Consider the following 14,607-nt stretch of genomic DNA (forward strand, 5'->3'; position numbering starts at 1 on the left):
AACACTCTATCGCGATTTTGGCCGCCATGCCATGCGCCGCGATCAAGGGAAAGAGGCCGAACCAGCGTGACAACATCAAGGCCGAGCCCAACACCGCATTTTTCCGGCCGCTATCGCGCCTATGTGCTGGGGCTGTTGATGCTGATCTATGCGGTCAATTTCCTTGATCGGCAGGTGATCTCGATCCTTGCGCCGTCATTGAAAAGCGCCATGTCCCTGACAGATGCCCAGCTTGGCCTGTTGTTCGGCACGGCCTTTGCGTTGTTCTACGGCCTGATGGGCCTGTCGCTCGCACGGCTGGCGGATAGCTGGAACCGGGTGTCGACCATTGCCATCGGCCTTGGCTTTTGGTCAGGGATGACGGCCTTGTCCGGCCTGTCGGGCAATTTCACCCAATTATCGCTCGCCCGCATCGGCGTGGGCGTGGGGGAAGCGAGCGTCTCGCCCGCCGCCTTTTCGCTGTTGCAGGATTATTTCCCGAAAAAACAACGCGCCACTGCGCTGTCGCTCTATTCGAGCGGGATTTATATCGGCTCCGGCCTCGCATTGGTGATCGGCGGATCGATCATCACTTATTGGGACCATCATTTCATTTCCAGCGCGGCACCCTTGGGGCTGGCCGGGTGGCAGGCGACCTTTATCGCCTTTGGCCTGCCGGGGATATTGCTCGCGCTCTTGGCCAAATTGACGATCAAGGAACCACCCCGCACCCTGCCCGCAATCTCGCCGCTGCGTTTGGTATGGGGCGAATTGGCGCGGATGATCCCTTTCCACCATCACCGCAACGGCCAATTGCGCGCGAACCTCGCGATTTTGCTGACCTGCCTTGGCGGCGGCATCGGGATGTTTGCGCTGACCAATCCATGGCTTTCCGCCGCCAAACGCCCGGTCATCGGGCACATATTCGGCCTCCACATCACCACCAATGGCGTACAATGGACGGCGATGGCGCTGGGCAGCTATGCCGCCGCAAGCTGGCTTCAGTCCCTGCGTTGTGCCGCGCCCGACAATTTCCGCCGCCTCGCCTCTCGCAGCTTTGCACGGCTGGCGATTGCAGGCGGGCTGATCTCGTGCATCGGCTATTCGATCAACGCATTTCTCTTTGCCTATGTGCAGGCGCATTTTGCCAAAGGCCCGGAAACCGGCCTCACTATCGGCGTGATCATGACATTGACCGGCGCATTCGGCACGATTTCCGGCGGGATCATCGGCGATTGGGCGAAGAAAATCCGCCCCGATGGCCGGGTGCGCTTGGTCCAGCTCGCGGTGCTATGCGCGACCATCTCCGGCCTGTGGCAATATCAGACCGACAATTACGCGCTGTTCCTGATCCTGTTATGCGTCACCAACAGCCTGATGATCATGTGGCTCGGCCCGGTATCCGCCAGTTGTCAGGACCTTGTCCCCGCCCATCTGCGCGGCACGGCAACGTCCGTGCAATTGCTCGGGGTCAATTTGATCGGCCTTGGCCTTGGCCCCTATCTCGTCGGCCTGATCAGCGATGCGACCGGGTCGCTCGGCACCGCCTTGTTATCGAGCTTCGCGCTCATCCCCATTGTCTTGCTCTTGCTGGAAAGCGCCGCGCGATCCTTGGCCGGGGATGAGGCACAGGCCAACACCTAAAAACTATCGGCCTAAAAACTATCAGCAGGCATCGCCATCATCGTGCCGGCCCCGGCCTCCAGCTTGCGCCGCAATGCGCCCGCATCCGGCATGAAGCGTTCCCCAAAAAACTGCGCGGTGATCAGCTTCGCCTCAAGATAGGCCCGATCCCCCTCGCCCTTCGCCAACAGCCCGGCGGCGGCCCGCGCCATCCGCAGCCACATCAACCCGACCGCAACAATCCCCATCAGATGCAGATAGGCCATCGCCCCCGCCCCGGCATTGTCGGGATTACCCATGGCGTTTTGCATCAACCACATCGTCGCGGCCTTTAATTCGCCATTCGCCTTTTCCAGCCGGGTCGCGAGATCGGTGATCGCCGCCTGACCATTGGCTTCCGCCTTGGCCGCGCTCGCCTCATGATCGACCAGTGCGAAAAACGCGCGGATCGCCCGCCCGCCGTTCATCGCCAATTTGCGCCCGACAAGGTCCATCGCCTGCACCCCGTTCGCGCCCTCGTAAATCTGGGCGATACGCGCATCGCGGACATATTGGTCCATACCATTTTCGCGAATATAGCCATGGCCGCCCCAGATCTGCTGGCAATTGACCGCGACCTCAAACCCCTTGTCCGTGCCATAGCCCTTGATCACCGGGGTCAACAGCGAGATTATATCATCCGCCGCGACACGGGCTTCCTCATTGGCCGCCTTTTCCACCAGATCGACCTGCAACGCCCCCCACAGGCACAAGGCGCGCAAGCCCTCGGTCAAGGCCTTGGCCTCCATCAACATCCGGCGCACATCCGGATGGACGATCAACGGATCGGCCTTTTCCATGGGGTCCTTCGGGCCGGTCAACGCCCGGCCCTGACGGCGGTCCTTGGCGTAATGAACCGCGTTCTGATACGCGATTTCTGCCTGTCCCAACCCTTGCAAGCCCACCGACAGCCGCGCCGAGTTCATCATGATGAACATCGCGGCAAGGCCCTTATTCTCCTCGCCGATCAAATAGCCGGTCGCCCCGTCATAATTCATGACGCAGGTTGCGCTACCATTGATCCCCATTTTATGCTCGATCGCGCCACAGCTAACCTCATTACGCGCGCCCAAACTCCCATCTGGATTGACGAGAAACTTCGGCACGATGAACAAGGAAATGCCCTTCACATTGTCCGGCGCATCCGGTGTCTTCGCCAGCACGAGATGGATGATATTTTCGGTCAGATCATGCTCGCCCGCCGAAATGAAAATCTTGGTCCCGGTGATGCGATAGCTGCCATCCGGCTGCGGTACGGCTTTGGTGCGGATCAGGCCGAGATCAGTGCCGCAATGCGGTTCGGTCAGGTTCATCGTGCCGGACCATTTGCCCGCCACCATCGACGGCAGATAGGTCGATTTTTGCGCCTCGCTCCCCTTCACAAGGATCGCCGCAATCGCCCCGCCAGTCAGGCCCGGATACATTTCAAACGCCTGATTGGCCGATAATACATATTCGCCAAATGCAGTGGCAATGACCTTGGGCAAGCCCTGCCCGCCATAAATTTCCGGACATTCAAGCGTGGTCCAACCGCCCGCGACATATTGATCATAGGCCGTTTTGAACCCGTCCGGGGTCGTCACCCGGCCATCTTCATGACGGGTACAGCCTTGTTTGTCGCCGATCTGATTGAGGGGAAACAGTATCTCCGCCGCAATTTGCCCGCCGCCTTCCAGCACAGCCGCCACAAGATCGGGCGTCGCCTGCGCAAAACCGGGCAGGTCCGCATAGTTCGACAGGCCAACCACATGATCGAGCACGAACCGCGTATCGCGCAACGGCGGGGTATATTGGGGCATATATCTCTCCTTATAGGAGAGATATTGGCCCAGCCCCGCAGATGCGCAAGGGCGCAAAATCCCTTATCCGCGTTTACGCAATCCCATCAGGCCAATCAGGCTCAACAACCCGGCAGTCGACAGATACAGGCCGACCATCCCCAGCCCGCCATGATCGGCCAGATATTGCGCCGCAATCGGGGCCATCGCCCCGCCCAATATGCCCGCCGCGTTAAAGGCAACCGATGCCCCGGTATACCGCAGCCGCGCCGGGAACAGCCCCGGCAACCACGCGCCCAGCGGGCCATAGACCAATCCCATCACAAACAGTGCCGCTGACAGATAGATAAAGGTCGGCAACAATCCGCCCGCTCCCATCATCACGCCCATCAACAGGCCGATAATGATGGTTGCCACGCTGCCGATCACCAGCACCCGGCCCGGGCTCGATTTGTCCGACCAGATACCCGACACCAAAATGCCCAGTGCCAGAAACAGGATCGCGACCAATTGGATCGACAGATAGGCATTGCGGCTATGGCCCTGCACGCTCGTCCCATGGCCAAGGGCAAAGGCCGTGGCGATATAGAATAACGCAAAACAGGCGACCGCCGCAAAGATACCGCAAAATGTCGCCCATTTATGATTGCGGAACAAGGCCGCAATCGGCACATGCTCTGTCTTGTGCTCGGCCTTCACCGCGAGAAAATCCGGCGTTTCCGTCAAGCGTAGCCGCACCCAAAGGCCGATGATCACCAGCCCCGCGCTCAACAAAAACGGAATGCGCCAGCCCCAATCGAGGAATTGCTGCTGACTAAGACACAGGCCGATCAACAGAAACAGGCCATTGGCGGCGATGAACCCGACCGGCGCGCCGAATTGCGGCGCCGTGCCATAACGGCCTTTCCAGCCCTTGGGCGCATTCTCCACCGCCAGCAGCGCCGCCCCGCCCCATTCGCCACCAAGGCCCAAGCCCTGACCAAAGCGCAGCACACACAGCAAAACAGGCGCGACCCAACCGACCATCTGATAGGTCGGCAAAAAGGCGATGAGGAACGTCGACAGGCCCATCAGCATCAACGAGGCAACCAAGGTCGACTTGCGCCCGATCCGGTCCCCGAAATGCCCGAACACCACCGAACCGACAGGCCGCGCGACAAAGGCGATGCCAAAGCTCGCATAAGCCGAGAGCAATTGCAGCGCCGGATCATGGGAGGGAAAGAACAGCGGCCCAAACACCAAGGCAGCCGCCGTCGCATAAATATAGAAATCGTAAAATTCGATGGCCGTGCCGACCATGGACGCAAACAAGATGCGCCAATGCGCCCGGTCAATCATGCTCAATGCCCCGCACCCCCGGCAACAACGCCCGCATCGCTGGTCGCGGCCTCAATCTCCGCGGCCTTGGCCTCGACCAATTTGACGATATGTTCGATCAAATCCGGGTCTTGGACATGATGATCGGTCACCCCCGACAGATAGACCATATGCTTGCCATTGCCGCCGCCGGTCACGCCGATGTCGGTCTCGCGCGCCTCGCCCGGGCCATTCACGACACAGCCCAGCACCGATAAAGACAAGGGCGTGTGAATATGCTGCAACCGTTCTTCCAGCGCCTGCACCGTGCGGATCACATCAAAGCCCTGACGCGCGCAACTGGGGCAACTCACCACCCTGACGCCCCGGCTGCGAATGCCAAGGCTTTTCAGAATTTCATAGCCGACGCGCACTTCTTCTTCCGGCTCGGCAGACAAAGACACCCGGATCGTATCGCCAATCCCGGCCCATAGCAGATTGCCGATGCCAATCGCCGATTTGACCGTGCCACCGATCAATCCGCCCGCCTCGGTAATCCCGAGGTGCAACGGGCAATCGACTGCATCCGCCAGCCCCTGATAGGCCGCGACCGCAAGGAACACATCCGATGCCTTCACCGCGACCTTATATTCGTGAAAGTCATGGTCTTGCAGCAGTTTGATATGATCGAGCGCGCTTTCAACCAAGGCCTCGGGGCAAGGCTCGCCATATTTCTCCAGCAAATCCTTTTCCAACGACCCGGCGTTCACGCCAATGCGGATCGCGCAGCCATTGGCCTTGGCTGCCTGCACCACCTCGCGCACCCGGTCGTTCGACCCGATATTGCCGGGGTTGATCCGCAAACACGCCGCGCCCGCATCCGCCGCTTCCAACGCGCGCTTATAATGAAAATGAATATCCGCCACGATCGGCACCCGGGCGGCGCGGACGATCTGTTTCAACGCCTTGGTCGATTCTTCATCCGGGCAGGACACGCGGATAATATCCACCCCCGCCTCTTCGCAACGGCGGATCTGATCAATCGTCGCCACCGGATCGGAGGTGAGCGTATTGGTCATGGTCTGGACCGAGACCGGGGCGTCGCCACCCACTGGCACATTGCCGACCATGATCTGACGGGATTTGCGGCGGGCGATATCGCGCCAAGGACGGATGGATGACATGGGGGGATGCTTTACCTGTGCAACCCGCCTGCGGTCAAACGGTCATCAATATACTCGTTGCAGGCGCTGCATCAGGCTGCGGGCCGGACTGGTGCGCGTTAGGGGCAGTGCATCGTCTTGCGCCTCATCGTCCAACCGGCGCACCCGTTCATACAGGTCCATGCTCGCGCGGACGATCTGCTGGCCGATAGGCGGCAACAAAGCCAGATGCGCGTCCTCGCTTGGTGCAATCACGGGCAAAGGCGACATCAATGCACCGGCATCGTTCAACCGGGCCAAGCCCTGTTCCGGCATCCGCCGCGCCATCAACCACGCGACGATATGCATCAACCGTGTTGTCACCCGCAACGACTCACACGCAAAGGCCACCCGCGCCACCGGGCCAAGCGTATCGCGCTCAGCCAGCGTATCCGCCTCGAAATAGGAACGCGATTCGTCCATCATCACCAGCGCTTCGGTGTACAGTGACGACACCAGCCGGGGGGCAATTGGGGAAACGGGATCAATCTTCAACATTCCATCATCACTGCCATGGCATAAACTTTTTGGAAACCATGCAAGAAGGTAAACGGCCCACAATGAGCCCTCCCTCTCAAGCGATAATATCCGGGATCAACTGGCTTTCGATTTGTAGGATTTCGTCCTTCAGCCGCAATTTGCGCTTCTTCATCCGGGCCAATTGTAACTGATCGAAGGATTCCGTCAGGCACATCACCTCAATCGCTGCATCAAGATCGCGATGCTCGATCCGCAAGATCGACAGCCGTTCTACGATTTCGCATTCCTGCATGAAGCTATCCCTATACGCTTTGGGCTGATCTCTGTTTACCTTCGGTTCACCGCGAAGCGGATTGCCAAGGCATAAGATGCGATGCACTCTCTAACCGCTGTCAACTTGCATAGCAAAGGAGCGACTCGCAATGGCGCAATCACGTCCGCACGCACTGCTCAATAAACATAACCGGCTACAGGAAAATATCAGCCGGGAAATGCAACGCCCCAATCCCGACGATTTCCAAATCCAGCGATGGAAAAAGGAAAAGCTCGTCATCAAGGAAGAGCTCGCTCGAGCCTGACAGGGATGAGTCTCACAGGCTCAAACCTCACAGGTCGGCGCATGCCAGCGATTTTCCGATTGGCTGGATGCGCCACGGCCTTCCAAGATTTATCTCGCAATTGCCAAGGTTCCTGACTAGGATTCCCGCTCTCTTTAACGAGATTTCCGGGGAGTATTGCCATGGACCTGACCAATTCCACTTCATTGATCGACTGGGTCGAGGCTCAGCGCATGGCCGTTGTCGGCCTCAGCGTCCTTGGTATTTTGATCGTGACCTGGGGTGGCGCAACCGCCTGCAAATGGGGCTTTGCCAAGCTGGTCGACGGCATTCCCCTGTTGCGCCGCACCTCCGGTTCGGGTGAATCCGTCGGCCTGTCGCTTGGCAAGATTGTCTCTCTGCTGATCTGGCTGCTCGGCCTGATCGCGGTGCTGCAACAGCTCTGCCTCAATCGGGTGATCGCGCCATTGCAGACATTGGTCGATCAGACATTTGCCTTTGTGCCGCAAATCGTCGGCGCGGTGGTAATCTTCTTCATCGGCACCGTGGTCGCGCGTATTGTCGGCCAGATCACGGAAACCACGCTCGCAACGGCCGATCTCGACGGCTGGGCCGCCAAGGCCGGGCTGCAGCAGATCACCGGCGATGATGGTCGTCGCACAGGCGGCATCACCAAGACGATCGGCACATTGCTGTGCGCCGTGGTGATGATTCTGTTCAGCATTGCCGCGTTGCAAACCCTTGGCATTTCCTCGATCACCGAACCGGCGGTCAATGTGCTGACCACCGTCTCCAACGCCATTCCCCGCCTGATTGCGGCGGCGGTGCTGCTCGCCATCGCCTATTTCATTGGCCGCTGGGTATCGAACCTCACCACCACGATCCTGCCGTCGCTCGGCTTTGATCAGGCGCTGCAATCGCTGAACGTTGTCCCGTCGACCACCACGCCATCGGCGGTAGTTGGCAAATTGGCGCTGACCGCGATCATGATCTTCGCCGCGATCGAAGCCACGCAAATGCTCGAATTCGACGAACTGACGATCATCCTCGTCCAGATCACCGATCTTGGCGGACGGGTGTTGTTCGGCAGCGCGATCATCGCGGTGGGCGCGGTACTGGCCAATATCGTTGCGGGTCTTGTCGCCAATTCATCGGGCCATGACAGCATGGCCGTCGCGGTCTTGCGCTATGCGATCATCGCGCTGGCGGTAGCGATGGGCCTGCGTTTCATGGGCCTTGCGAATGAAATCGTGAACCTCGCCTTTGGCCTGATTCTCGGCTCGGTCTCGATCGCCTGCGCCTTGGCCTTCGGCATCGGCGGCCGCGAAGCCGCTGCCAAGGTTCTCGCGAAATGGCTCGAAGACCATAAATAACGCCGCTTGGGCAACATCACGCAGATAAGAAAGGGGCGGGCCAGCAATGTCCCGCCCTTTTTGGCTTGAGATTCGCACAGGCTTGCCCCAATAGGCAGCAAGCCTGTCGGCACATGCCCGACACAGGGCCGGCTTAGCTCAGTTGGTAGAGCACCTGATTTGTAATCAGGGGGTCGCGGGTTCGATTCCTGCAGCCGGCACCATATTGGCATCCATCATCATCCGCCAATGACTAGAAAATCCCTGAAAATCTGATAAATACTTCCCTTCAATGTCCGGGGATGTTTCCCCATGTGTGCCAGCAGATACCCCCAAATAGGGGTATAAATTGGGGTACGGTATCCGGGCCAAAGGAAGGATACCCCCAAATGGCTTTATCCGACGTCAAAATACGCACTTTGAAAAAGCCTGAACGCGACACCAAAATTGCCGATGAAAAAGGGCTGTTTCTTCTCCACACAAAGTCCGGCTCTAAGCTATGGCGCTTTAAGTATCGCTATCAGGGCAAGGAGAAGCTGCTGGCATTAGGTAGCTATCCCGAAGTTGGATTGGCGACAGCAAGGGCGAGACGTGATGATGCACGTACCCTGCTGGCAGATGGCATTGATCCAAGTGCAGAAAAAAGGCGTGCCGCAGTCGCGGCTGCGATCAGTGCCGCCACCACCTTTGGCAGCGTGGCCCACGAATATATCGACAAGACCGAAAATGAAGGCAGGGCAGATGCGACAATACGGAAATCGCGTTGGCTTCTATCATTGCTGGAACCGGCTTTAGGTAAGCGTCCTATTAGCGAGATTACTCCTCAAGAGTTGTTAGAGACTTTGAAAAAGATTGAGCGGCGTGGCAATCTTGAATCCGCTGGGAGGGCCCGCGCCTTGGCAGGCAGGACATTCCGCTACGCTGTTGCAACAGCAAGGGCTTCGCATGATCCTGCAGCCTTATTGAAGGGGGCGCTGTTGACGCCAGTGGTGAAGCATCACGCCGCGTTGATTGATCCCAAAGAGGTTGGAGCGCTATTGCGAGCGATTGATGGATATGAAGGCCATCCCGCCACTATTAAGGCGCTACAACTTACGCCCCACATTTTCCAGCGGCCCGGTGAAGTTAGAAAAGCGCGCTGGGCAGATATTGATCTGGACAACGCCGTCTGGGCAATACCCGCCGAGCAGATGAAAAAGCGTCAGCCGCATTTCGTTCCTTTGTCGCGGCAAGCGGTATCGATCTTGCAGGATATGAAATCTTTGACCGGATCGGGACAATATGTCTTTCCGTCTATCCGTTCACTTGCACGTCCTATGTCTGAAAATACCGTCAATGCAGCTTTGCGGCGGCTAGGTTATGCCAACGACGAAATGACAGCGCACGGCTTCCGCACCACTGCCAGTTCGTTGTTAAACGAAAGCGGCAAGTGGAATCCAGACGCCATTGAGCGCGCCCTTTCACATGCTGAGAAAAGCCAATCGCGCCGCGCATATAATCGCACCCCCTATTGGGATGAGCGGGTGGCAATGGCACAATGGTGGAGCGACTTCCTTGATACACTCAAAGCCGGTGCAGACATCATTCCACTGTTCAAAGCAGGGTAATCCCAGCGAAATTGGCTCCACTCCATCTGTACGCACAGTAACGCCCGTATTTTTTAAAATACCCTCTTGTGTGGGAAGTGAATTCCGCCAAGTTAGGTGGTGTCGCTCAGGGGGCGGCACCCTAAACTTTGCGAATGATCGCGAATCCCCATGAATTACAGAAGGGAGTTTGAATTAATGAAATTTGGACAACAATTGACCTGTTCTATCAAGGATGCCGGGGAAATACTTGGATTAGGAAGGACCACAATTTACGGCCTGATGCAGACAGGTGCACTTGAGGCATTTTCAATCGGTCGTCGTCGGTTGGTAACTATCGCGAGTATCAAGGCACTCATTGAAGCCAAAACCAACGACAACGATAATCACGCCTGATAACCTTTGCGAAATGCAAAGGGCCTCAAAACGGCAGCAACCGCTTCAAGGCCCGAAAGCGTCTATCCCTAGCAGGCGACACTTACGCATAACGCATATTTCCTGATTCGCTGCAACCGATCTGATTGCGACTTTCGTAATCAGCGGGTGGCATTGAAGGCTGGAAATGAAGTGACATAAATTGAGGGCGGGCTGCATTGTGGCTCGCCCTCTCTTTTGCCCGTAGTCCTGAACCGGCCGTCAATATTCGCCAATGCCCACTTGAAACTTGCGACGCTCCGTTCATCGCCGTTCGCTGATGGCCAGCCCTAATTCATATATTATAATTATAAATCAGTGCCTTGATTAAAACTACCGGACACCCTCTATTATAGGTGCATTCTTTCCATGATAGCTGGCCCTGATAACAGACGCTTCCGGTTGCTACCCCATGGCGGGGCACGTCGGCAGCCGTATGTATCAAGCGACACATTGCAAGAGCGGCATTGTCTTGCCCTGTTGTCTGCATCCAATCAGGCCATGGCGCTGGGAAAGCCATTCAATCGCTTCATCACCATACTTTGGCAGCATGGCGGCATTGATGAGCGTAAAGCCGTCATCGCCACCGGCGACTTCATCAAACTGGCAAGTGACTGGATGCGCCCTAAAGATGGCCCGTTGTACTGGGCATGGACGCATGAATGGGGCGCAACCAATGGGGCGCATGTTCATATCCTGCTACATGTACCGCCAAGGCTTGATCCGTTGTTCCGCGTGATGCCCAGACGCTGGGTGGCGAGACTATTACCCCAAGGCTATCTCGATGGTGCAGTGGAGACCAAACGCATCCGAGGCGCCAAGGCCTATAACGGCATTACGAGCGCCCTCTATCATTATGATGTCATGGGGCGACTACGTTACATGATGAAAGCGGCTGATCCGGCGTTGGAAATGAAGCTGGGTCTGGTTGGCTATGGGAATGAGCCTTGGGGGCAGTCCAGCCTTATTTATGGCAAGCGGTCCGGACGGTGGCAAAAATGAAATAGCTAGATAATTTAGGAAAATGTTGGCGAAGTGACTACAAGTCGATATGCCCATTAACACCATTCAGGGGGCGTTATGGCTGTTGATATTCAGGGTTATGTAAACGAAATTCGTGCGCTCTACGCAAGTGGCCAGACAACCGAACACAGCTTTCGTCCAGCCTTGGCCAAGCTGTTTACATCCATTGATTCCGCGCTGACTGTGATCAATGAGCCAAAGCATATTACTGATGTTGGCGCGCCCGACTTTGTTTTCCAACGCGGGGATGTTGCCATTGGCTGGTGCGAAGCCAAGGACATCGGCAAGGATGTCCGGAAGTTCGCCGCGAATGACTACAGCAAGGGCCAGAAAGACCGCTACCGCAAGGGCTTGCCCAACCTGATCTACACCAACGGGCTAGATTTCGAGTTCATCCGCGAAGGCGATGTGGTGGATTTTATTTCCATTGCGGACCTGATCCCAACGCTGCCCGCACGGACGGGCAATTTCCCCCTGCTGGAAAACCGGCTGCGCGATTTCGTGCATGTTACCCCTCTCAGCATCACGTCATCCAAACGGCTGGCCGAAATGATGGCGGGCAAGGCCGCAATCATAAAGGACATCATGGGCCGCGCCCTTGTGGCGGATATGAAGGCCAAGGATGCCACCGGCACGGCAACCGACCTGATCGGCCAGTATGAGGCGTTCAAGGCAAGCTTGATCCATGACATCTCGGCGGAGGAATTTGCCGACATCTATGCCGAAACCATCGCCTACGGCCTGTTCGCCGCGCGACTGCATGATGAAACGCCCGAATCCTTTACCCGTGCCGAAGCGCTGGACTTGCTGCCTAAGACCAACCCATTCCTGCGAGAACTGTTCATCTACATCGCCGGACCAAATCTAGACGAGCGTCTGCGCCGAGTGATCGATGAGCTATGCAATGTGTTCTGCGCCACCGACATGGACAAGGTGCTGCGCAATTTCGGCAAGATCACCGCGCGACAAGACCCCTTCCTGCATTTCTATGAAAACTTTCTGGCCGAATATAACCCCGCCAAGCGCAAGGCGCGCGGTGTGTGGTATACGCCCGAGCCGGTAGTGAATTTTATCGTGCGCGCGGTGGACGAGGTGCTAAAAACAGAATTCGGCCTGCCAGACGGTTTGGCGGACACCTCCAAAATCACCATCGATTGGGACACCGGCCAGAACGATCCCAGGACCGGCAAACCCGCGCATATCAAGAAGGAAGTCCACCGCGTCCAGATTCTAGACCCCGCCACCGGCACCGGAACGTTTCTGGCCGAAGTGGTCAAACTGGTTTCCGAACGGATCAAGGACGTCGCCCCCGGCCAGCTATCGGCCTATATCGAGCGCGATCTAATCCCGCGTCTGCATGGATTCGAACTGCTGATGGCCAGCTATGCCATGTGCCACATGAAGCTGGACATGATCCTGACCCGGCTTGGCTACAAGCCATCAGCCAACCCGCCGCGCCTTGGGGTTTATCTCACCAACAGCCTTGAAGAAGGCGAACGTGTGGAGCAGACTCTATTCGGCCTGTCTCGCGCTATAGCCAATGAGGCCAAGGCCGCCAGCGACATCAAGCGCCAGACTCCCATCATGTGCGTAATCGGCAACCCGCCCTATTCGGGCCACTCATCCAATAAGGGCGCGTGGATCGAAAAGTTAATGGGTGACTACAAGGTTAGCCCCGAACTCAAGCGCCCTGCGCAAGCCAAGTGGCTGTCTGATGACTATGTGAAGTTTCTTCGCTTTGCCGAACACATGATCGAACAAAATGGCGAGGGCGTGCTGGGCTTCATCACCAACCACGGTTATCTCGACAACCCAACCTTTATGGATATGCGCCACCATTTGCGACAGACCTTTGACCGAATCTATGTGCTCGACCTGCACGGAAATTCCAAAAAGAAGGAAGTCTGCCCCGACGGTTCACCCGACAAGAATGTATTCGACATCCAGCAGGGTGTGGCAATAATCGTGGCGGTCAAGCGACGGCAAGGTGCAGGCACAAAGCCACTCGCCCAAGTGCTACACGGTGAATTGTGGGGCGACCGCGACAGCAAGTATCAGCAACTGTGTGATGGCACGACCGACGCATTGATGCTCGATGACGTTTCTCCCGAAGCAACGCCTTGGCGCTTCAAGCCAACCGACAGAGCGCTAGAAGCTATCTATCAGGCGGGCTTTTCCGTAGCAGACCTGTTTTCCCCGAACGGGAGGCCCGCGCCGGGTATAGTCACAACACATGACGAATTTGCGATTTCATGGAGCGCGGCAGAGGCAGTCGATAAGGTGGAGCGTCTACTAGCAACCGCAGATGAGTCAGAAGCGCGCCAGCTTTTTCGGCTATGCTCTCAAAACCAATGGAACTATGCGGCGGCGAAGGTGGCACTGGCTGATGGTACTTGGCGGCAGGCCATTACGCCAATTGCCTATCGACCATTCGACACACGTTATACCGTCTACAATTCCCATGTTGCAGTGCATCGCCGCGACCGCGTGATGCAGCACCTATTCAACCACAACAATATCAATTTGATGCTGACAGGTCAGACGAAAGATGAAGTGGGCGGATTGGTATCTAACAATATCGCGGGACACAAAGCTTTCAGTGGTTTTGACATCACCTACAATTTGCCCCTCTACCTTTACCCGGAGGAAAGCACTCTTGACCAAACCATCCGCGTCAATTTCGATCCCAAGCTATACACCCAAATCCGCAAAGCGGCTGGCCTGTTCGCCTCCCCTGCGCCCGATGGGACAAACACCTTCCGCGAGGCGACCGGCGATACCCGCCCCGATGAGGTGCAAGTGTTCGATTACATCTATGGCGTACTGCATTGCCCTGCCTACCGCGCCACCTATGCCGATTTCCTGAAAAGCAACTTCCCCCGCATTCCCTTCCCGGCCTCGCCCGAATCGTTCCGCGTGATCAGCGAGGCAGGCGAAGCCCTGCGCCGCCTTCACCTGATGGAAGACGCCGCCATCGGCGAAACCCCCTATATCTTCCACGGAGACGGCAACAGCGTGTTAGACAAGCCGCGCTATGAGAACGGGCAAGTCTGGGTCAATGCCGACCAGTATTTCGATGGCGTGCCCGCGATTGCATGGGACTTTCACATCGGCGGCTATCAACCCGCGCAAAAATGGCTAAAAGACCGCAAGGGCCACGAACTATCATGGGATGATATTCGTCATTATCAGAAAATCATCAAAATCTTGTCTGAAACCGACAGAATCATGAAGGAAATCAATCTCCCTCTGGATTGATGTGCTGGCATTGGATTCAC

12 protein-coding genes and 1 tRNA gene are annotated in these 14,607 nt (G+C 57.0%); 8 read left to right on the forward strand and 5 right to left on the reverse strand.

The annotated features are described in order from the left end of the window. The first annotated feature begins 66 nt into the window (after positions 1 to 66). The gene (locus tag K6117_RS05165) at positions 67 to 1,623 is read left to right on the forward strand and encodes a spinster family MFS transporter (RefSeq protein ID WP_221792615.1); all 1,557 of its coding nucleotides are present in this window, start codon (positions 67 to 69) and stop codon (positions 1,621 to 1,623) included. Between the two features lie 11 nt (positions 1,624 to 1,634). On the opposite strand, the gene K6117_RS05170 is transcribed toward K6117_RS05165, so the two are convergent. The 5 genes from K6117_RS05170 to K6117_RS05190 form a co-directional block, all read right to left on the reverse strand. Then, positions 1,635 to 3,440: an acyl-CoA dehydrogenase C-terminal domain-containing protein gene (locus K6117_RS05170; RefSeq protein ID WP_221792616.1), complete on the reverse strand. Its 1,806-nt coding sequence runs from the start codon at positions 3,438 to 3,440 to the stop codon at positions 1,635 to 1,637. A 63-nt stretch (positions 3,441 to 3,503) separates the two neighbouring features. Beyond that, the gene (locus K6117_RS05175; protein ID WP_221792617.1) at positions 3,504 to 4,757 is read right to left on the reverse strand and encodes an MFS transporter; all 1,254 of its coding nucleotides are present in this window, start codon (positions 4,755 to 4,757) and stop codon (positions 3,504 to 3,506) included. Positions 4,758 to 4,759: 2 nt separating this feature from the next. Then, positions 4,760 to 5,899 (reverse strand): flavodoxin-dependent (E)-4-hydroxy-3-methylbut-2-enyl-diphosphate synthase, encoded by a 1,140-nt coding sequence (ispG, locus tag K6117_RS05180; RefSeq protein ID WP_221792618.1) that lies wholly within the window; start codon positions 5,897 to 5,899, stop codon positions 4,760 to 4,762. Between the two features lie 45 nt (positions 5,900 to 5,944). After that, positions 5,945 to 6,415, reverse strand: a complete 471-nt coding sequence (locus K6117_RS05185; RefSeq protein ID WP_221792619.1) for a DUF1465 family protein — start codon at positions 6,413 to 6,415, stop codon at positions 5,945 to 5,947. Between the two features lie 76 nt (positions 6,416 to 6,491). Further along, entirely contained in the window at positions 6,492 to 6,689 is a 198-nt protein-coding gene (locus tag K6117_RS05190; RefSeq protein ID WP_221792620.1) for a YdcH family protein, read from the reverse strand. 130 nt (positions 6,690 to 6,819) lie between these two features. Here K6117_RS05190 and K6117_RS05195 point away from each other — a divergent pair, with 130 nt between their 5' ends. The 7 genes from K6117_RS05195 (at position 6,820) to K6117_RS05225 (ending at position 14,587) form a co-directional block, all read left to right on the forward strand. Further along, complete coding sequence (locus K6117_RS05195; protein ID WP_221792621.1) at positions 6,820 to 6,975, forward strand: YdcH family protein; 156 nt, start codon at positions 6,820 to 6,822, stop codon at positions 6,973 to 6,975. Positions 6,976 to 7,136: 161 nt separating this feature from the next. Then, the gene (locus K6117_RS05200) at positions 7,137 to 8,327 is read left to right on the forward strand and encodes a mechanosensitive ion channel (RefSeq protein WP_221792622.1); all 1,191 of its coding nucleotides are present in this window, start codon (positions 7,137 to 7,139) and stop codon (positions 8,325 to 8,327) included. Between the two features lie 127 nt (positions 8,328 to 8,454). After that, a tRNA-Thr gene (locus K6117_RS05205) sits at positions 8,455 to 8,530 on the forward strand. Positions 8,531 to 8,695: 165 nt separating this feature from the next. Continuing rightward, a complete protein-coding gene (locus K6117_RS05210) occupies positions 8,696 to 9,913 on the forward strand; it encodes a tyrosine-type recombinase/integrase (protein ID WP_221792623.1) in 1,218 nt (405 codons plus the stop codon). Positions 9,914 to 10,090: 177 nt separating this feature from the next. Then, the gene (locus K6117_RS05215) at positions 10,091 to 10,288 is read left to right on the forward strand and encodes a helix-turn-helix domain-containing protein (RefSeq protein WP_221792624.1); all 198 of its coding nucleotides are present in this window, start codon (positions 10,091 to 10,093) and stop codon (positions 10,286 to 10,288) included. 498 nt (positions 10,289 to 10,786) lie between these two features. Beyond that, on the forward strand, positions 10,787 to 11,308 hold the full coding sequence (locus K6117_RS05220; RefSeq protein WP_221792625.1) for a hypothetical protein: 522 nt from the start codon (positions 10,787 to 10,789) through the stop codon (positions 11,306 to 11,308). A gap of 78 nt (positions 11,309 to 11,386) precedes the next feature. Further along, positions 11,387 to 14,587 (forward strand): type ISP restriction/modification enzyme, encoded by a 3,201-nt coding sequence (locus K6117_RS05225; protein ID WP_221792626.1) that lies wholly within the window; start codon positions 11,387 to 11,389, stop codon positions 14,585 to 14,587. The last annotated feature ends 20 nt before the right edge of the window (positions 14,588 to 14,607 follow it).

The organism is Alteraquisediminimonas sediminicola (assembly GCF_019740335.1).
Taxonomy (GTDB): Bacteria; Pseudomonadota; Alphaproteobacteria; order Sphingomonadales; family Sphingomonadaceae; genus Alteraquisediminimonas; species Alteraquisediminimonas sediminicola.